The organism is Bradyrhizobium sp. LTSP885 (assembly GCF_000938305.1).
GTDB lineage: Bacteria > Pseudomonadota > Alphaproteobacteria > Rhizobiales > Xanthobacteraceae > Bradyrhizobium.
In genome coordinates, this window is the sequence record NZ_JYMT01000003.1 from 92,631 (window position 1) to 110,715 (window position 18,085).

Consider the following 18,085-nt stretch of genomic DNA (forward strand, 5'->3'; position numbering starts at 1 on the left):
GTCTCACCCGTCATTGCGAGGAGCGAAGCGACGAAGCAATCCATGCTTCCGCAAGTGGCGATATGGATTGCTTCGCTTCGCTCGCAATGACGGACTGAACGATGCGCAAGTCATAACAACAACACGGCGCCAAGCCGGCCGCGAGGAAACATGTCGACGCAAGCGATTTCCACCAATGCTGCAAGGTCCGTCAGCGTTGGGCACGGACTGCCGCCAGGCGCCATCGCATTGATGCTGATGCTGTGCGTGAGCTGGGGTTTCAATCAGCTTGCGGTCAAGCTGGCGCTGCCCGACGTGCCGCCGATGCTGCAGGCGATGATCCGTTCCGCCGGCGCCTTGCCGGTCATGCTGATCGTCGGCTGGCTGCGCGGTGCAAAGTTCTTCGTGCGCGACGGCACGCTGCTGCCCGGTCTCGTCGCCGGGCTGATGTTCGGCTGCGAATTCGTGCTGATCTTCTCCGGGCTGGTCCTGACCTCGGCGTCGCGAGCGTCGGTGTTCCTCTACACCGCGCCGTTCTTCGTCGCCCTCGGCTCGCATCAGTTCCTTGGCGAGCGCTTGAGCGTGATGCAGTGGAGCGGGCTGGCGCTGAGCTTTGCCGGCGTAGCCCTCGCAATCGGCGTGCCGCAGCCGAATGTCGATGCAAAAGTGCTGCTCGGCGATCTGCTGGTGGTCGGCGGGGGCGCGCTGTGGGCCGCGACCACGCTGGTTGCCAAGGGCACCAATCTGCGCCGGGCCGCGCCGGAGAAAGCACTCGGCTACCAGGTCGCGGTATCGATCCCGATCCTCGGCTTCGCCTCCTGGTTCGCCGGCGAACGCATCACGCATTGGCCAAGCGCGCTGTCGGTCTCGCTGCTGGCCTATCAGGCGGTGTGGGTGGTGGGCTGCACCTTCGTGATCTGGTTTGCAATGGTGAAGACCTATTCGGCAAGCAAGCTGTCGGCCTTCACCTTCATCACGCCGCTGTTCGGCGTGGTCGCAGCCTATTTCGTCATGCACGACACGCTGACGCCGGTGTTCGGTGTCGCCGCTCTGCTGGTGATCGCCGGGCTCTATCTCGTCAACAAGCCTGATCCGAAGGTGACGCGGGATCCGAATGTGCCGGCGTGATGTTTTCTTCTCGTCATTCCGGGGCGCGCCAACGGGTCGCGCGAATGCGCGCCCGATGACAGGCTCCGCGCGAGCCCGGAATCCATTTCACCACGCGTGATGTGGCCCAATGGATTCCGGGTTCTCGCTTCGCGAGCCCCGGAACGACGGCAGGTGGCGATGCGTTTTGAAATTGAAGCGCGCAACACACTCAGTGTCGTCCCGGCGTAGGCCGGGACCCATAACCACAAATGCAGATTGTCTTGCAACGCTGGAACGACGAGTTCCGCCTACAACATCCGCTGCGGCGTATGGGTCCCGGCCTTCGCCGGGACGACGCGAGGATTGAGTGGTGCGCGTTACTGCTACCCCACCTCGATCGGGAGCGACGCATCCTTGGCCCATTCGCCCATCGAAGCGTCGTAGAGCGTGAGGTTGTCGTAGCCGAGCCGATGCAACTGGAACAGGTCGATGGTCGCGGAGATGCCACCGCCGCAATAGGCGATGACGCGCTTGCTCCGGTCGATGCCCTGGGCGGCGAAGGTCGCTTCGGCTTCCGCCAGCGGCACGAAGGCCTTGCTCTTGGGATCGATCAGACTTGCCGCAGGCACGCTGACGCTGCCGGGGATGCGGCCGGGCCTTCCATAGCGACTCGGCTCAAGGCCCTTGTAGAATTGCGGGCCGAGCGCGTTGACGATCACGGTGTTGGCTTCCGCAGTTGCGGCGAGCACGTCGTGCTTGCCGACGAACAGGCCGGGCTTCGGCCGTGCCGTGAACGTCGCCTGCGGATAATGGCCGGCAAGCCCGGTCTCGATATCGCGGCCCTCGGCGGTCCATTTGTCGATGCCGCCGTCGAGCACAGCGGCGCCGTCGAAGCCGATCGAATGCAGCATCCACCAGAAGCGCGTCGCCCACATCGCGGTGCCGATCGAATAGAGCACCACGCGACTGTTCGGCGAGATGCCGTGACGGCCGAACGCGGCCTCGATCTGCGCGACTGGCGGCATCATGAAGCGCAACTCAGTATGGGGATCGGAGAACTCGGCCTGCAAATCCAGGAAATTCGCGCCCGGAATGTGCCCGGCCTCGAACGTCTGGTGGCCCGAGACGACAATATAAGGAGCGCTGCTGCCGGCCGGCGCCGGCTCCAGATAGGCCGTGCAGTCGAACAGACGCAAATCGGGCCGCGTGAGGATATCTGCGAGTTCCGCCGTGGTGATCAGCTCGTTGTGGCCAGCCATAGTCACCTCCCGACGATGTTAGGCCGATGGTAAGGTGCCCCGGATCACATGAAAAGCTGCGACTTTGCCCTTTGAATCACCCGGTTTAGGTCCAATATACCGGCCATGCAGAACGCCGCTGCATGGCCTGCGTTCGGCTCCATCAGGCGTAATAAGCTATTGAATTCACACCGGAAACATGTCCTTTCGGCCTGCGGTCGCGCAAAGCCGGTCCCCCTTGGTGAATGTCACCAAAACCTGATATTCGAGACACCATGAACAAGCCCGAGATTTTGCCGCAAAACGACGTCGCAGGCCCCAGCGCCCGGCACCACACCACGCAAGTCATGGTCGGCAATGTCGCCGTCGGCGGCGGTGCCCCGATCGTCGTGCAGTCGATGACCAACACCGACACTGCCGATATCGATGGCACCATCGCCCAGGTCGCCGCGCTCAGCCGCGCCGGCTCCGAGATGGTGCGCATCACCGTCGACCGCGACGAGGCCGCAGCCGCGGTGCCGCACATCCGTGACGGCCTGCGCAAGCTCGGCATCACCACGCCCTTGATCGGCGACTTCCATTACATCGGCCACAAGCTGCTCGCCGATTATCCGGCCTGCGCCGAGGCGCTCGACAAATACCGCATCAATCCCGGCAATGTCGGCTTCAAGAACAAGCGCGATACCCAGTTCGCCGACATCATCGAGATCGCCAACAAGCACAATAAAGCCGTGCGCATCGGCGCCAATTGGGGCTCGCTCGACCAGGAGCTGCTGACCAAGCTGATGGACGAGAACATTGCCTTGCCCAATCCGCGCGACGCGCGTGCGGTGACCCGCGAGGCCATGGTGCAGTCGGCGCTGCTGTCGGCGGCGCGCGCCCAAGAGCTCGGCATGCCCAAGAACAAGATGATCCTGTCGGCGAAGGTCTCCGCCGTGCAGGATCTGATCGCGGTCTATCAGGAAGTGGCGCGCCGTTCGGATTATGCGATCCATCTCGGCCTCACTGAGGCCGGCATGGGCTCGAAGGGCATCGTCGCCTCTTCGGCCGCGCTCGGCATCCTGTTGCAGCAGGGCATCGGCGACACCATCCGCATCTCGCTGACGCCGGAGCCCGGCGGCGATCGCACGCTGGAAGTGCAGGTCGCGCAGGAATTGCTGCAGACCATGGGCTTCCGCACCTTCGTGCCGCTGGTTGCAGCCTGCCCGGGTTGCGGCCGCACCACCTCGACCACGTTCCAGGAACTGGCGCGCTCGATCCAGGACTTCATCCGCGTCGAGATGCCGGGCTGGAAGACGAAGTATCCGGGCGTCGAGGAGCTCAACGTCGCCGTGATGGGCTGCATCGTCAACGGCCCCGGCGAATCCAAACACGCCAATATCGGCATCTCGCTGCCCGGCACCGGCGAAGCACCGGCAGCGCCCGTGTTCGTCGACGGCAAGAAGTTCCGCACTCTGCGCGGCCCGGGTATCGCCACCGATTTCAAGGCGCTGGTGATCGACTATATCGACCAGAAGTACGGCAGCGGCGCCAAGCTGCCGGAGACGGCGGGCGCCGCGGAGTAAGGCGGTCGTAGCCCGGATGGAGCGTCAGCGAAATCCGGGGCACTGCTGCCATGCATGAACGGCTCCCGGATTGCGCTTCGCTCCATCCGGGCTACGATGGCCAAAACAATAAGCCATCGGGAGACCGTCCATGAGTTCACTGTCCGGCAAGCAGGGCCCGCGCTACCGGCACACGGCGGCCGAGTCCGAACCCTATGAGACCATCGGCGTCGAAAAACTGACGCCGATCATTGGCGCGGAAATCTCCGGGGTCGATATCGGCAGACTGGTCTCCGACGACGCGCGCTCCAACCGCCAGATGGACGAGATTCATCGCGCGCTGGCCGAAAACCTCGTCATCTTCTTCCGCGACCAGCACATCAGCCCCGAGCAGCACCTCGCCTTCGGCCGCAAGTTCGGCGAATTGCATGTGCATCCGGCAGCGCCCAACGAGGGCGATCCGGCGTTGATGAAGATCTATGCCGACAAGGATTCTCCACGCGCCAATGGCGAGGGCTGGCATACTGACGTGTCCTGCGATCAGGAGCCACCGATGGGCTCGATCCTCTACATCAAGCAGTGCCCGCCGCGCGGCGGCGATACGCTGTTCGCCAACATGTACGCCGCCTATGAGGCGCTGTCGGACCGTATGAAGGCCTATCTCGACGGGCTGACCGCGCTGCATGATGGCGAGCAGACCTATCGCGGGCTCTATGCCAATTACGGCGTCGCCGACAAACGGGAATATCCCCGCGCCGAGCATCCGATCGTGCGCACCCATCCGGTGACCGGCAACAAGGCGCTCTACGTTAACCGCGGCTTCACCCGCTTCATCGTGGGCATCCCGCGCGACGAGAGCGATGCCGTGCTGGCCTATCTCTACCAGCACGCCGAAAATCCGCTGTTCCAGTGCCGCTTCCGCTGGAGCGAGAACGCGATCGCATTCTGGGACAACCGTTGTGCGCAGCATCGCGCGATGTGGGATTACTGGCCGCATACGCGCTCGGGAACGCGCGTGACGGTGAAGGGGGAGCGGCCGGTGTAAAGACACTGCGTAGGATGGGTAGAAGCGAAACCCATCCTCTCACCGCGCGGACAAGAGTTGATGGGTATCGCTTCGCTCCACCCATCCTACGAAAATAAAAATCGGGAGGTCGTCCATGCTTCGCGCCGAAGACAACAAATTCCTCACCGAGTCGGGTGCGGGAACAGGGATGGGCGAGTTGCTGCGCCGGTTCTGGATCCCGGTACTGCTGTCGGAAGAATTGCCCGAACCGGATAGCGATCCTAAGAAGATCACGGTGCTCGGCGAGGAGCTGCTCGCCTTCCGCGATTCGCGGGGCGTGGTCGGCCTCATCGATCAATACTGCCCGCATCGCGGCGCCAATCTGTGGCTCGGCCGCAACGAGGAATGCGGCATCCGCTGCGTCTATCATGGCTGGAAGTTCGACACCGACGGCCGCTGCGTCGACATGCCGACCTCGTATCCGGACCTGAATGCAAAAGACCTGATCCGCATCAAGTCCTATCCGGTGCGCGAATGGGGCGAGATGATCTGGGCCTATATGGGACCGGCCGAGGCGATGCCGGAACTGCCGGCGCTGGAAATGGCGCTGCTGCCGCCGTCACATCGCTTCGTCACCAAGAAGTGGCAGGACTGCAATTGGGTGCAGGCGGTGGAGGGCTCGATCGACACCGCGCATTTCACCTTCGCGCATCTCTCCTTCGAGAAGGAGGAGAACGAGATCCTCGACATCAAGCGGCATTTCGTCAATCCGCTGACGCGGGTCGCGACCGATCACATGCGCTGGATCGCCGAAGATCCGCGCCCGGTGATCAAGATCAATCCACATGAAGCCGGCCTCACGGTCGCAGGCGGGCGCTTGACCGGGAGCGATAACATCTACTGGCGCATCGCCCAGTTCCTGATGCCGTTCCACAGCTACGCGCCGAGTTCGATGCCGGGCGAGAACATGTTCGGCCAGACCTTCGTGCCGGTCACCGACACCGGTTGCTGGATCTACACTTATGCGTGGAATCCGGACCGTCCGCTGACCGAGGCCGAGCGCGACGGTTACGCCAATGGCAATGGCGTGATGGCAGTGGTCGACGAAAATTATATCCCGCTGCGCAACCGGGCGAACGACTACCTGATCGACCGCAAGCTGCAGCGGACCAAGAGCTACACCGGCATCAAGGGCGTCTCCGAACAGGACGCCGCCGTGCAGGACAGCCAGGGGCCGATCGCCGACCGCACCCGCGAGCATCTCGGCCCGACCGATCTCGGCATCATGCATTTTCGCAAGCTGGTGATGGAGGCCGCGCGCGCCCTTCAGAAGGGCGAAGCGCCGCCGCACGTCAAGCACCAGGACCGCTACACCGTGCGTTCAGGTGCCTGCGTGACGAACAAGGCCAAGGATCTCACCGCGGTGATGATCGAACGGTTCGGCGATCCGGCCGGGTTCGTGGGTGGTCCCGGGCAGAACGCGGCGGCGGAGTAAGCTGTCGTCCCGGCGAAGGCCGGGACCCATAACGACCGAACGTTGTTGGAGAAGAAAGGTAACGCCGCTTGTGCCCTTTCCACGGGCCGCGGCGTATGGGTCCCGGGTCGCGCTTCGCTTGCCCGGGACGACAGCGGACTACAGCGGAGTCCTGCGATACTCCCGATTGCTCAGGCTCGCTTCCTCGAGGTCAAGATCGCGCTCGATGCGGCGCCTTGTTTCGTCGGTGATCTTGCCGTCGCGCAGCAGCGCATGGATGAACTTGCGCTCGGAGGCAATCAGCTCGCGGGTCAGCTCGGTGCCGGTTGCCGAGACGTCGTGCTTGTCGGGGTCGAGCGTATCAGGCAATTGGTTGGCGCGGATTTCGTGCCGCGAGCGCAGCAGCCTCACCACCTCGTCGGACAGTTCGCGGTCGTCGGTGATGGCGTCGAGCGATTTCAGCGCGGCGTCCAGCGCTTCGCGCCGCGCCGCGATTTCCGATTCATGCTCCGCGACATACTCGCTGCGCCCGTCCTTGGCGAGGCCGAGCCAGCGCACCACCGGCGGCAGTCCGAGGCCGAGCCCGACCAGCGTTACGAAGATCACGCCGAAGGCGACGAACAGGATCAGGTCGCGATAGGGAAAGGCATCGCCGTTCGGCAGCGTCAGAGGCAGCGCCAGTGCCGCGGCGAGCGAGACCGCGCCGCGGACGCCGGTGAAGGCCACCACGAACACGGCGCGCCAGGACGGCAGCGGATCGCGGTCGCGCACCTGCTTGGAGATCCAGCGCGGCAAATACGTGCCGGGAAATACCCAGAGGAAGCGCGCGACGATCACGATGATCGCGACCAGCACGGTGGCCGCGAGGATGTCGTGCAGCGGGAACGCCTTCGATTTCTCGTACAGCGACCGCATCTGGAACCCGGTCAGCAGGAACAGCAGACCCTCGATCAAATAGATGATCAGGTCCCAGAAGAAGATGCCCTGCAGACGGGTCGCGGCCGAGATCATCAGCGGGCCGTTCCAACTCATATAGAGCCCGCAGGCGACGGTTGCGATCACGCCGGAACCGCCGAAATGCTCGGGGATCCAGTAGGCGAGATAGGGCGTGATCAGCGACAGTGTGATCTCGACCTGGGAATCGCGGGCGCGGCGGCGTGCGCGCAGGCTGAGCCAGCCTATGGCCGTGCCGAACAGGACCTCGGCGGCGACGATGACGAAAAAGGTGCCGGTCGCCTTCGGCAGCGAGAACAGCCCGGTCGAGATCGCCACCACCGCGAAGCGATAGAGGATCAGCGCGGTCGCGTCATTGGCGAGACCTTCGCCCTCGAGCACCACCAGGATGCGCCTGGGCATGCCGAGCTTGCGCGCGATCGCCAGCGGCGCGACTACGTCGGGCGGGGCGACGATGGCGCCGAGCAGGAAGCCGACGTTCCAGGGCAGGCCGATCAGATAGTGGGTCGCAGCCGCGACCATGAAGGCGGTGAAGATCACGCAGCCGACCGACAGCAGGATGATCGGCCGCAGATTGGCCTTGAACTCGCGCCAGCTCATCGCGACGCTCGCCGAATAGATCAGCGGCGGCAGCACGACCAGCAGCACCAGTTCCGGCGGCAGTTCCAGCAATGGCATGCCCGGCACGAAGGCGAGCACGATGCCGACAAGCAGGAGCAGGATCGCCGGGGCGACATTGACCCGCCGAGCCACGAGCGCGGTTCCCGCCAGTACGCCGAGCAGGATGAGAAAGATCTGAAATCTGGCTTCCATGACGGCTCAATTCGCCCGGAAAGCAGCGCCAGTCAATGCGGGCGGGCCATCGCCGGCCCGCCCGATCATGTCATGGAGTTGTCGTCCGGGAAGTTCGGAAGTAGCGCTCGATCAGTCCCGCAGGTCGTAGCGATAGGATTTCGAGACGATCTGCCAGCCGTCCGCGAGCTTCATCGCCACCAGATAGTCGGTGAAGAAGCGCGGCGGCAGCTGGCAGCGCACTTTGATGAAGGCGGTGTTGTCGTCGGAGCGGTCGATGGTAACGATGAAGTCCTCGCGTTGCTTACCCTCTGCCTTCCCCGACGGACGCTTGCGCACCCAGGCGAGCCAGTCAGGCACGGTCAGGACCTTCAATTCGCCTTTCTCGACCCAGCGCAGGTCGGCACTGGGATGGAAGGCCGCGGCGAGCTTGTCGGCGTCGCCCTCATAAAGGCCGTCGAAATAGGTCTGCACGACGCTTTCGACGCTGGATCGGTCTTGCGAAGGTTCTTGGCTCAACGGTTGGTCCTCCCGGCAGGATCTGGTCTGATAGGATTTAGCCATGAACCGCCTGGCAGCGCCATGGCCGGCAACAAAAATCAGCGTGAGGGATCAGCCGTGACCGCACATGCAAATCAGAACGAACGCATCCTTGCCGGCGAATGCCTCTGCCGCGCCGTGCGCTACGAGGTCGCCGATGCATTTGCCTATGCGCTCAATTGCCATTGCTCGAACTGCCGGCGTGCCACGGGTTCGGCGTTCAAGCCGTTCGCCGGGATCGCGCGGGAGAAATTGACCGTCGTCGACGGCGCCGACGACCTGATGACTTACGGTGGTACCGCGGCGCATGACGCGCATTGTCGCCGTTGCGGCTCGCTGCTCTATTCGGTCGTGCGCGACGGCGCCTTCGTCCACGTCACGATGGGAACGCTGGGCGATGCGCCCGCGATCCGGCCGAGCGCGCATATCTTCGTCGGTTCCAAGGCGCCGTGGTACACGATCTCGGACGACCTGCCGCAATATCAGGAGCACGTCACGCGCGGGGCGGAATAAATCCGCGTCCGGGCCGTTAGTGCCCAATGGCTGGCCAGCAAAATCCGAACCGAGCGTCCATTTCGCCGACTAACAGTCAGGACGGCCCGCTCCACACTGGCGTCGATCGTGAGGTACCTCACAAAGGCCGGGGGGCGCTTCTGGTAGTCGGATAGGCGTGCTAGAAATGCTAAATTCTGGGACGGTCACCATGAACAGGCCCGGGTTCCTCAAATTGAATCGATTGGTTCTCGCCATTGCAGCCTTCCTGCTGCTCGTGTGCCAGCCGGCTTTCGCCGAAAAGCGCGTGGCGCTGGTGCTCGGGAATTCCGCCTACAGGAACACCGCGCCGCTGGCGAACCCGGGCAACGATGCCGCCGTGATGGCCGCGACGCTAAAGGCTGCCGGCTTCGATTCCGTGGACTTCCGCCGCGATCTGCCCGCCGCCGAAACCCGCCGCGCGCTGCGTGACTTCGGCGACCGCGCCCGCGATGCCGATATCGCCGTGGTCTATTACGCCGGCCATGGCATCGAGGTGGACGGTGCCAATTATCTGATCCCGGTCGATGCCAAGCTGGAACGCGATACCGACATTTACGACGAAGGGCTTTCGCTCGACCGCGTCCTGGTCGCGATCGAGCCAGCGCGGAAATTGCGGCTGGTGATCCTCGATGCCTGCCGCGACAACCCGTTTGCCAAGACCATGAAGCGGACGCTGGCGACCCGGGCGATCGGGCAGGGGCTGGCCAAGGTCGAGCCGACCAGCCCGAATGTACTGATCGCCTATTCGGCGAAGGCGGGCTCCACGGCGGCCGATGGCGACGGCAAGAACAGTCCCTTTACCACCGCCCTGTCAAAGTACCTGCCGACGCCGGGCCTCGATATCCGCCGTGCGTTCGGCTATGTGCGCGACGAAGTTCTGAAGACCACCAACAACCGCCAGGAACCGTTCGTCTATGGCTCGCTCGGCGGCGAAGACGTTGCCTTGGTTCCTGCGGCTGCCAAGCCTGCACCGCCACCGGTTGCCGCCGCACCGGCTGCGCCGGCGCCCACGGCGCAGTCCGAGACCCGTCGCGATTACGAGCTCGCGCTGCAGATCGGCAACAAGAGCGCGATGAACGCCTTCCTCGCGCAGCATCCCGACGGTTACTACGCGAACCTCGCCAAGCTGCAGGTCGAGAAGTTCTCGGCGGAGGATACCCGCGTTGCCGCCACCGAGAAGGCACGGCTTGCCGAGCAGGAGCGTGCGCGGCTGGTCGCCGAGGGGGCACAGAAGACGCAGCAAACCAAGGCCGAGGCCGATGCGAAAGCCGCTGAGCAGGCGCGCCTTGCCGCCGAGCAGGCCAAGCAGATCGCCCAGGACCAGGCTGCCGCCGCCGAACAGAAGCGGCTTGCCGCGGACAAGGCTGCCGCCGATCAGGCCGCGGCCCAGCCGCCCGTGGCCGCGGCTCCCGCGCCTGCTGAGAAGACGACGACAGTGGCCGCGCTGACCGCCGGGTCGCCCCAGGTCGACGTCACCAAAGCCGACGTCACCAAATCGGTGCAGTCCGAACTGCGCCGCGTCGGCTGCCTGACGGGCGCCGCCGATGGCGATTGGAACGCGGCTTCGCAGCGCTCGCTGACGCTGTTCAATCGCTTCGCCGGCACCAAGCTCGACGCCAAGACCGCGAGCCTCGACACGCTCGATGCCGTCAAGCTGAAGCAGTCCCGTGTCTGCCCGCTGGCCTGCGAGCATGGCTACAAGGCCGACGGCGACCACTGCACCAGGATCGTCTGCGCCGAGGGCTCGTTCCTCAACGACGACAATGAATGCGAAAAGCAACGCGGGCGGAAGCCGGTCGCCAAGCGTGATAGCGACGACCGTCCGTCGCGGCGTGAACGCGCTTATCTGCCGCAGCGGGAGCCGCCGGAGCCGTCCGCGGCTATTCCGCACCCGCAGGCGAGCGCGAGTGACCGCGACCGCGGCAAGATCGTCTGCGACAATACCGGCTGCAAGCCGCTCCTGCACGGCTGTCATATCGAATACCGCGGCGGCGGGGGTGTTCCGACCTATGCCGGCGTTGGCAATGTGCAGGTCTGCAATTGAAGCGGCTGCAACTGAAAGGTCTGCAACTGAAGCGGCTGCGACGGAAGGTTAAATCGCGCTCGCCGCGATATTGACCATCAACGCCAGCAGCGCCGTGTTGAACACGAACGAGATGATGCCGTGTACGGTCGCGGTGCGGCGGATGATCTTGTCGGTGATGCCGACATCGGAGACCTGCGCGGTCATGCCGATCACGAACGAGAAGTAGACGAAGTCCCAGTAATCGGCATCGGTGTGCTCGTCGCCGCTCGGAAACTGCAGGCCGCCGGGCTTCTTGCCACGATAGAATTCATGGGCGTAGTGCAGCGAGAATGCGGTGTGAACCACAACCCATGACAGGGCGATGGTCGCGACCGCGACCGCCAGGGCAAATGGATTGTCCTTCGCAGCGCCGAGCTCGGATATGATCGCAGCCAAACTCGCAAACGCGCCAAGCGCTGTCAGCACCAGGATCAGAAAGCGACCGTCGTCCTGCACGACCGCGCTGCGTTTGATATGGGCGACGCCACAGCGCAGCATCATCACATAGGCGAGCACGAGATAGAGCAGGGCGAAGGCATCCCAGCCCGCGAGCAGACGGGTCACCATCCGCGGTGAGCCCGGTACCAGCAGCGCCACCACGATGCCGAAGGCGATCGAGCCGAACATGCGCGGCCGGCCCACGACCACGCGGACCGGCATCGGCAGCTTCCTGAAACGAACAAGGTGGTCGGCGAAATCCTTGTCCATTGGCTGCCGCTGTCCGCGCTAGTTCTTGCGCTCGGCGACGAAGCGCGCGGCTGCGCGCAGCACATCGCCCCGCGCGCCGAACACCGACAGCGCGGCATCGGCGCGCGCCAGCAGGTCGCGCACGCGCTGCTTGGCGCCCTCGATGCCGAGCTGGGTGACGAAGGTGGTCTTGCCGAGCGCCGCATCCGCCCCGGCCGGCTTGCCGAGTGCCGCCGCGTCGCCCTCGACGTCGAGCAAATCGTCGGCGATCTGGAAGGCCTCGCCGAGCGCTTTGCCGTAATCGTCGAGCGCCTGATATTCGCTCAGTGAGGACTGGCCGAGGATCGCGCCGGCGATGCAGCCGAAGCGTAACAGCGCGCCGGTCTTCATCTGCTGCAGGCGGGCGACGTCGACCGGCTCGCGGTCGCCGAAGCGGCCTTCGCCGGCGAGGTCGAGGATTTGGCCGCCGGCCATGCCGCCGATGCCGGAGGCACGCGCCAGCGCGCGGGTCAAGAGCAAGCGGACATTGGCGTCGTTGTGGATCTCGTCGCGGGTGATGATATCGAAGGCGATCGTCAGCAGCGCGTCACCGGCGAGGATCGCGGTGGCGTCGTCATAGGCCTTGTGCAGGGTCGGGCGGCCGCGGCGCAGGTCGGAATTGTCCATCGCCGGCAGATCGTCGTGGATCAGCGAATAGCAGTGGATGCATTCGAGCGCCGCCCCCGCCATCAGCGCGGCCTCGCGCGGCACGCCGAACACCGCCGCACTCTCGACCACCAGAAACGGCCGCAGCCGCTTGCCGCCGCCGAGGCTGGAATAGCGCATCGCCTCGATCAGCCGCTTCGGGCGCACGATCTCATCTGTTACGGTCGCATCGGACAGCAATTTCGCAAGCAGGGCTTCGGTATCCTCCGCGGTCTGGTCCAGCCGCTTGGAAAACTCTGCAGTACCGGTCGTCATTAAGAATTGCTCCAGATCGATTTTCGGCCGGACAATCGTTGATGGCACCGGCTTCGTCAATTCCACCCTGCGACGGATCGCGCCTTAAAAGTGCTGGAAAAACCGTGAATTATCATACAGACGTCAAGCGGCGCCGGCCATTTTGGGGCTGACGCGGACCGCGTCCGAGCCGGAAACCGCCGTTTTGCGCATCGTCCGAATTTCATTGCTGCTTTTGCTGGCCCCGCTGTTGCTGCCTTATTTGGTGACGCCGCTCTACCGCGCCGGCCACCCGGTCTCGGCCTTGATGGCGTGGCGGACCCTGACCGGTGCCCCGGTGACGCGGCATTGGGTCGATTTCGGCGCGATTTCGCCATATCTGCCCCGTTCCGTGGTCGGCTCGGAGGACGCCAAATTCTGCAGCCATCGCGGCGTCGATTGGGGGGCGCTGCGCGAGGTGATGGATGACGCCGAGGATGGCGAGGTGGCGCGCGGCGGCTCGACCATCACCCAGCAGGTCGCCAAGAACCTGTTCCTGTGGCCGGGCCGCAGCGTGATCCGCAAAGGCCTGGAACTGCCGCTGGCACTCTGGATCGATTTCGTGCTGCCCAAGCAGCGGATCCTGGAAATCTACCTCAACATCGCCGAAATGGGCCCCTCCGGGCAATTCGGCGCCGAAGCGGGGGCCCAATTTGCCTTCGGTCGTTCCGCTGCCGCGCTGTCACCGCGCGAGGCGGCGCTGTTGGCGGCGATCCTGCCGAATCCGGTCAAACGGAGCGCCCACAGCCCCGGCCCGGGGGTCCGCCGGCTGTCCGGGACCTATATGGCCCGGGCCAATGCGGTCGAGCGCTGCTGGCGCGAAAATCGAGGATCTTGAGCCGATTTCTGGCGCTTTTTGCTCAATCCCACCCTAGATTTACGTGGTCCCTTCCTCTATAAGCGCGGCCTTACCGGCATCGCACCCTGCGCTCTCAGCGCTGTGCCCGTCCGCCTTTCGGACGATGCCTCCGCAACACCCCTAGAGGACCTGTTATGGCCGTTCCCAGAAGAAAAACCTCGCCGTCGCGCCGTGGCATGCGCCGTTCGGCCGATGCGCTGAAGACCCCGACCTATGTCGAGGACAAGGACTCCGGCGAACTGCGCCGCCCGCACCATCTCGACCTGAAGACCGGCATGTACAAGGGCCGCCAGGTCCTGAAGGCCAAGAAAGAGTCCTGATCGAACGGTCGGCCTGCGCGCCGCAATGTTGCGGCGTCGCAGCTGAATTCGGCCAACGCGTGCGATCAAGACGCGCGTATCAGCGGCGAAGCCGGTGCATCGCCGCCTTGCTCGGTTCTCCCTGATTAAGGTCTCTCTGATTAAGGCCACCCTGATTAAGGCTCTGCCCGATGGTCGGTTTTCCGCTGCTGCTGGTTCCGCTCGCGGTCTACAACATCATCGCCTTCCTGATGCCCGGCGTGTCCTTCACGGACCCGCTGATCAAGCTGACATTGATGTCGGGCGAGGTATGGCCGGTCACGCTGGGCGATATGCTGCTTGCCGCTGGCATGCTGCTGTTGATGCTCGAGGTGATCAAGGGCGCGCGGCCGGGCGCGAAATATCTCACCGACCATCTGCTGTCGCTGATCGTGTTCGGCGCGGCGGCGGCCGAATTCCTGCTCTGGCCGAAATTCGGCAACTCGATCTATTGCCTGCTGACGCTGCTTGCGCTGGTCGATTTCATCTCCGGAATTGCGCTGCGCACGCGCCGCCGCGCCGTTGCGGTGGCGGCGGCGCCGGCGCCGCAGCAGCGCGCAGAGAAGTTCGAGCCCGCGCCGGCGCCAGTGCACGTCGCGCCCGCGCCCGCAGCTTCACCAGCGCCCGTTGCTGCGCCTTCGCCAACGCCAGCTCCGGCCGCAGCTTCGGTGGCTGAATCGGTGTTGCTGGATAAGGATGGGCCGAAGCCAGTGCAGCCCGCGGTCACTTCGCCGGAGCTTCAGCCAGGCGACCAGCTATCCCCCGACGCGCCGCGGTAGAAACAACCGTCGCTAGAGCGTTTTCGAGCGAAGTGGATACCGGTTCGCGTGAAGAAAACGCGTCAACACAAGAATCTAGAGCCCCGTTCCGATTCCATCGGAACGGAAAAGGCTCTAGATAATTTGCTTTGTCCGCCGTGTGACGCTGCGGCGTTCGCGGGCTTCCGGTTCGTACGCATGCTGTGCGTCGGCCGGCGATCCGCGCCGCAACTCGCGGGTCTGCGCTTCATGCGCGGCGGTTGCGATCAGTTGTGTGACGAAGGACGGATCGGGATGGGGCAGCGGGATCTTGGGTGCCCACTGGGTCGTCGTGGCCAGCGGCACCAAAGCCGTGCTGGTGGCACCGCGATCTCCGTCGACTTCACCGTCCCGGTCTTCTGATTGATCGATATCCGGCATTGTGGTCAGACCCGGCTGAACCGTCACGTGTTGAGACGATGCCTCTCTTAGTAACGTGGCGTCTCTTAGTAACGTGCCAACCGCAAAGATTGTGCCGACCGTGCCCGGTCTGTTCCGGAGGCTTCGTCAAATGTGGTTTCCAAATTATTTATCAACTTCACCTAGCGTTCGATTCGCCGGAACCACTATCTCTGGGCGTAGAATCACCCGATGATGGTGTCCCAAATCGAGGCAAGCTTGATGCCCTCTGTCCCGCCAGCTGCCAGCATCCTCGCCTCGCTTGGGCAGGCGACGTTTGCCTGGGATCTCGCGACCGATGCGATCGCCTGGAGCGACAATGCCGCGGCGGTGTTTCCCGACATTCCGGCCGGGTCGCTCGCGAGCGGCGCCGAGTTTGCCAAGCTGATCGAGCCGTCGCGCGCGGTGCGATCGGAGGCGCTCGGGCAGGGTGCGCCGGCGCGGAGCGGCGAGGCCGTTCCCTACCGCATCGAATACGGCGCTCGTGCCGCGAGCTCGGCCCCGCTGCTCTGGATCGAGGAGACCGGCTGCTGGTTTGCCGGCGTCGACGGCAAGCCGGCCCGGGTGCAGGGCATCATCCGCGTCAACAACGAGCGTCATGCCCGCGACGAGCAATTGCTGAAATTGTCGCGGCACGATCCGCTCACCAACGAACTCAACCGCACCCATCTGATCGCCTCGCTCGCCGAGACGATCGAGGAATGCGCGCGCTTCCGCTCGTCCTGCGCCTTCATGCTGATCGGCATCGATCATCTGGCGCGGGTCAACGATGCGTTCGGCTTCGATGTCGCCGACGCCGTGATCGCCGAGGTCGCGAAGCGGATCCGCGCGCGGTTGCGCAGCGGCGACATGCTCGGCCGCTTCTCCGGCAACAAGTTCGGCCTGATCCTGCGCAACTGCACCGTCGACGACACCAATGTCGCGGCCGAGCGTTTCCTGGCCGCGGTGCGCGATGACGTAGTGCCGACCCGATCCGGTCCGGTATCGGTGACGGCCTCGATCGGCACCGTCACCATCCCGCGCTACGCCAGATCCGCGGAGGAGGCGATCAACCGCGCTCAGGAGACGCTGGACGCCGCCAAGAGCCGCCGTGCCGGATCGTTCGCGCTGTGGAGGCCGAATGTCGAGCGCGACGCCCAGCGCCGCGTCAACATCCGCGTCACCGACGAGATCGTCACCGCGCTGAACGAGCGGCGGATCGTGGTCGGGTTCGAGCCCGTCGTCGACGCGCGCTCGCGGCAGCCAGCATTCTACGAATGCCTGGTCCGCATGGAGCAGGACGACGGCCAGGCATTGCTTGCGCCCGATATCGTGCCGGTTGCCGAGCGACTCGGCCTGATCCGGATGGTTGATCACCGCGTGCTCGAGCTCGCCGTCGCCGAGCTTGCGGCCGCGCCGGAGGTGCAGCTCAGCCTCAACATCTCGCCGGATACCACGATGGATCCGGACTGGTGGACCACGATCGAATCGCTGATGCGCGCCCATCCCGGCGTCGGCGAGCGGCTGATCGTCGAGATCACGGAGACGGTCGCGATCCAGGACATCGACGACGTCCGCGGCTTTGTCACGCGGCTGAAGAATTTCGGCAGCCGGATCGCAATCGACGATTTTGGCGCCGGCTACACCTCGTTCCGCAATCTGCGCAAGCTCGGCGTCGACATCGTGAAGATCGACGGCGCCTTCGTGCAGAACATCGCGCGCTCGGCGGACGACCGCGCCTTTGTGCAGACGCTGATCGATCTCGCGCGGCGCTTGCAGATCAAGACGGTCGCCGAATGGGTGCAGGACGAAGAGGCGGCTGCGATGTTGCGCGAATGGGGCTGCGATTTCATCCAGGGCCGCCTGATCGGCCTCGCATCGCCGGACCGGCCGTGGAGCCCGTCGGCCGAGAAGGTGCTGCCGGCGGCGGGGTGATTCACATTCGCCAGCCAAACTAACGGTGTCGTCCCGGCGGAAGGCCGGGACCCATACGCCGCGGCTTTTCAATGAGGCGATCTGGCAGACGCCTCGTTCAAACAACGATCATCGGTGGTTATGGGTCCCGGCCTTCGCCGGGACGACGATGGGGTGAGCAGCGCGACGAGCCTACTCGTCCTTCTTGACCGGCTGCGACATGCGTTCGAGGCGTTCCTGCATGTCCTTCATCTGGCGGCGCAGATCGTCGATCTTGTCGTCCTCCGCTGCGGGCTCCGCCACCTTCTCCAGCTCGGTGCCGACGCGCTGCGGCACGAACGGCTTGAACATCGAGAAGGTCTGCTGGAACAGCTCCATGTTGCGGCGAACCTGTTCTTCCAGCGGCGCAAACGGCGTTCCGCTCAGTGCGCCCGCGATCTGCTTGCGAAACTTCTCCTGCTCACTGGTCAGCGTCGCGATCGATTGTTCGAGAAACTTCGGCACCACCATCTGCATGCTGTCGCCATAGAAGCGGATCAGCTGCCTCAGGAACGTGGTCGGCAGCAGATTCTGCCCCGCCTTGTTTTCCTGTTCGAAGATGATCTGCGCCAGCACCGATCGGGTGATGTCGTCGCCGGTCTTGGCGTCGTAAACGAGGAAATCCTCGCCTTCCTTCACCATCGCCGCGAGATCCTCGAGCGTCACGTACGTGCTCGTACCGGTATTATAGAGCCGCCGGTTCGCGTATTTCTTGATCGTGGTCGGTTGGTCAGATTTTGCCATGGGCTCTCACTTCAACACCGAAGGACCTGGAACCCGACGGCATCGCCGCAGGGCTAAATGCAACGCATCGCAACAAAGGTAAGCATTTTCAAAGCGGCTCGGCTACCGTTTTGTGCGCCACGGTTAATTCCAAAGC

17 protein-coding genes are annotated in these 18,085 nt (G+C 64.3%); 10 read left to right on the plus strand and 7 right to left on the minus strand.

The features are described 5' to 3' along the window. Nucleotides 1-231 precede the first annotated feature (231 nt). Nucleotides 232-1,107 (plus strand): DMT family transporter, encoded by an 876-nt coding sequence (locus UP09_RS01725; RefSeq protein WP_502689024.1) that lies wholly within the window; start codon nt 232-234, stop codon nt 1,105-1,107. Between the two features lie 344 nt (nt 1,108-1,451). Here the strand turns inward: UP09_RS01725 and UP09_RS01730 are convergent, their stop codons facing one another. Further along, on the minus strand, nt 1,452-2,327 hold the full coding sequence (locus UP09_RS01730; RefSeq protein ID WP_044536286.1) for a sulfurtransferase: 876 nt from the start codon (nt 2,325-2,327) through the stop codon (nt 1,452-1,454). A 254-nt stretch (nt 2,328-2,581) separates the two neighbouring features. Between UP09_RS01730 and ispG the strand changes: the two genes are divergently transcribed. The 3 genes from ispG to UP09_RS01745 all read left to right on the plus strand — a co-directional run bounded on the left by ispG (nt 2,582) and on the right by UP09_RS01745 (nt 6,351). Further along, nucleotides 2,582-3,871 (plus strand): flavodoxin-dependent (E)-4-hydroxy-3-methylbut-2-enyl-diphosphate synthase, encoded by a 1,290-nt coding sequence (gene ispG, locus UP09_RS01735; protein WP_044536287.1) that lies wholly within the window; start codon nt 2,582-2,584, stop codon nt 3,869-3,871. 130 nt (nt 3,872-4,001) lie between these two features. Next, entirely contained in the window at nt 4,002-4,895 is an 894-nt protein-coding gene (locus UP09_RS01740; protein WP_044536288.1) for a TauD/TfdA dioxygenase family protein, read from the plus strand. 115 nt (nt 4,896-5,010) lie between these two features. Beyond that, on the plus strand, nt 5,011-6,351 hold the full coding sequence (locus tag UP09_RS01745; RefSeq protein WP_044536289.1) for a Rieske 2Fe-2S domain-containing protein: 1,341 nt from the start codon (nt 5,011-5,013) through the stop codon (nt 6,349-6,351). Between the two features lie 138 nt (nt 6,352-6,489). Here UP09_RS01745 and UP09_RS01750 read toward each other — a convergent pair whose 3' ends face one another. Together UP09_RS01750 and UP09_RS01755 are read right to left on the minus strand one after the other, a co-directional pair. Then, nucleotides 6,490-8,097, minus strand: a complete 1,608-nt coding sequence (locus UP09_RS01750; protein ID WP_044536290.1) for a Na+/H+ antiporter — start codon at nt 8,095-8,097, stop codon at nt 6,490-6,492. Between the two features lie 111 nt (nt 8,098-8,208). Continuing rightward, the gene (locus tag UP09_RS01755) at nt 8,209-8,595 is read right to left on the minus strand and encodes a nuclear transport factor 2 family protein (protein WP_245301734.1); all 387 of its coding nucleotides are present in this window, start codon (nt 8,593-8,595) and stop codon (nt 8,209-8,211) included. A gap of 63 nt (nt 8,596-8,658) precedes the next feature. Here UP09_RS01755 and UP09_RS01760 point away from each other — a divergent pair, with 63 nt between their 5' ends. Beyond that, nucleotides 8,659-9,129, plus strand: a complete 471-nt coding sequence (locus UP09_RS01760; protein ID WP_082069929.1) for a GFA family protein — start codon at nt 8,659-8,661, stop codon at nt 9,127-9,129. Between the two features lie 190 nt (nt 9,130-9,319). Continuing rightward, a complete protein-coding gene (locus tag UP09_RS01765) occupies nt 9,320-11,194 on the plus strand; it encodes a caspase family protein (protein ID WP_044536292.1) in 1,875 nt (624 codons plus the stop codon). Between the two features lie 48 nt (nt 11,195-11,242). Here UP09_RS01765 and UP09_RS01770 read toward each other — a convergent pair whose 3' ends face one another. Together UP09_RS01770 and UP09_RS01775 are read right to left on the minus strand one after the other, a co-directional pair. Beyond that, complete coding sequence (locus tag UP09_RS01770) at nt 11,243-11,923, minus strand: DUF1345 domain-containing protein (RefSeq protein ID WP_044536293.1); 681 nt, start codon at nt 11,921-11,923, stop codon at nt 11,243-11,245. A gap of 18 nt (nt 11,924-11,941) precedes the next feature. Further along, entirely contained in the window at nt 11,942-12,862 is a 921-nt protein-coding gene (locus UP09_RS01775) for a polyprenyl synthetase family protein (RefSeq protein ID WP_044536400.1), read from the minus strand. A 184-nt stretch (nt 12,863-13,046) separates the two neighbouring features. Between UP09_RS01775 and mtgA the strand changes: the two genes are divergently transcribed. From mtgA to UP09_RS01790, 3 genes are all read left to right on the plus strand, one after another. Continuing rightward, complete coding sequence (gene mtgA, locus UP09_RS01780) at nt 13,047-13,718, plus strand: monofunctional biosynthetic peptidoglycan transglycosylase (protein ID WP_044536401.1); 672 nt, start codon at nt 13,047-13,049, stop codon at nt 13,716-13,718. Nucleotides 13,719-13,873: 155 nt separating this feature from the next. Continuing rightward, nucleotides 13,874-14,059, plus strand: a complete 186-nt coding sequence (gene rpmF, locus UP09_RS01785) for a 50S ribosomal protein L32 (protein ID WP_044536294.1) — start codon at nt 13,874-13,876, stop codon at nt 14,057-14,059. Between the two features lie 170 nt (nt 14,060-14,229). Then, nucleotides 14,230-14,856, plus strand: coding sequence for a hypothetical protein (locus UP09_RS01790; RefSeq protein WP_044536295.1), 627 nt, complete (start codon nt 14,230-14,232; stop codon nt 14,854-14,856). 114 nt (nt 14,857-14,970) lie between these two features. On the opposite strand, the gene UP09_RS01795 is transcribed toward UP09_RS01790, so the two are convergent. Then, nucleotides 14,971-15,255 carry a hypothetical protein gene (locus tag UP09_RS01795; protein WP_044536296.1) on the minus strand — a complete coding sequence of 95 codons (285 nt, stop codon included), beginning with the start codon at nt 15,253-15,255 and terminating at the stop codon, nt 14,971-14,973. A 240-nt stretch (nt 15,256-15,495) separates the two neighbouring features. On the opposite strand from UP09_RS01795, the gene UP09_RS01800 reads away from it, so the two are divergent. Next, a complete protein-coding gene (locus UP09_RS01800) occupies nt 15,496-17,187 on the plus strand; it encodes a bifunctional diguanylate cyclase/phosphodiesterase (RefSeq protein WP_044536402.1) in 1,692 nt (563 codons plus the stop codon). A gap of 171 nt (nt 17,188-17,358) precedes the next feature. On the opposite strand, the gene phaR is transcribed toward UP09_RS01800, so the two are convergent. Next, nucleotides 17,359-17,949, minus strand: a complete 591-nt coding sequence (phaR, locus tag UP09_RS01805; protein ID WP_044536297.1) for a polyhydroxyalkanoate synthesis repressor PhaR — start codon at nt 17,947-17,949, stop codon at nt 17,359-17,361. Nucleotides 17,950-18,085: the final 136 nt, after the last annotated feature.

Excerpts from the sequence above, each read along its gene's own strand:
- UP09_RS01795 (WP_044536296.1), bottom strand. The coding sequence starts at position 15,255 with ATGCCGGATATCGATCAATCAGAAGACCGGGACGGTGAAGTCGACGGA.
- UP09_RS01750 (WP_044536290.1), bottom strand. The coding sequence starts at position 8,097 with ATGGAAGCCAGATTTCAGATCTTTCTCATCCTGCTCGGCGTACTGGCG.
- UP09_RS01800 (WP_044536402.1), top strand. The coding sequence starts at position 15,496 with ATGCCCTCTGTCCCGCCAGCTGCCAGCATCCTCGCCTCGCTTGGGCAG.
- UP09_RS01745 (WP_044536289.1), top strand. The coding sequence starts at position 5,011 with ATGCTTCGCGCCGAAGACAACAAATTCCTCACCGAGTCGGGTGCGGGA.
- UP09_RS01765 (WP_044536292.1), top strand. The coding sequence starts at position 9,320 with ATGAACAGGCCCGGGTTCCTCAAATTGAATCGATTGGTTCTCGCCATT.
- UP09_RS01730 (WP_044536286.1), bottom strand. The coding sequence starts at position 2,327 with ATGGCTGGCCACAACGAGCTGATCACCACGGCGGAACTCGCAGATATC.
- UP09_RS01790 (WP_044536295.1), top strand. The coding sequence starts at position 14,230 with ATGGTCGGTTTTCCGCTGCTGCTGGTTCCGCTCGCGGTCTACAACATC.
- phaR (WP_044536297.1), bottom strand. The coding sequence starts at position 17,949 with ATGGCAAAATCTGACCAACCGACCACGATCAAGAAATACGCGAACCGG.
- UP09_RS01740 (WP_044536288.1), top strand. The coding sequence starts at position 4,002 with ATGAGTTCACTGTCCGGCAAGCAGGGCCCGCGCTACCGGCACACGGCG.
- rpmF (WP_044536294.1), top strand. The coding sequence starts at position 13,874 with ATGGCCGTTCCCAGAAGAAAAACCTCGCCGTCGCGCCGTGGCATGCGC.
- UP09_RS01760 (WP_082069929.1), top strand. The coding sequence starts at position 8,659 with ATGGCCGGCAACAAAAATCAGCGTGAGGGATCAGCCGTGACCGCACAT.
- UP09_RS01775 (WP_044536400.1), bottom strand. The coding sequence starts at position 12,862 with ATGACGACCGGTACTGCAGAGTTTTCCAAGCGGCTGGACCAGACCGCG.
- UP09_RS01770 (WP_044536293.1), bottom strand. The coding sequence starts at position 11,923 with ATGGACAAGGATTTCGCCGACCACCTTGTTCGTTTCAGGAAGCTGCCG.
- UP09_RS01725 (WP_502689024.1), top strand. The coding sequence starts at position 232 with ATGCTGATGCTGTGCGTGAGCTGGGGTTTCAATCAGCTTGCGGTCAAG.
- ispG (WP_044536287.1), top strand. The coding sequence starts at position 2,582 with ATGAACAAGCCCGAGATTTTGCCGCAAAACGACGTCGCAGGCCCCAGC.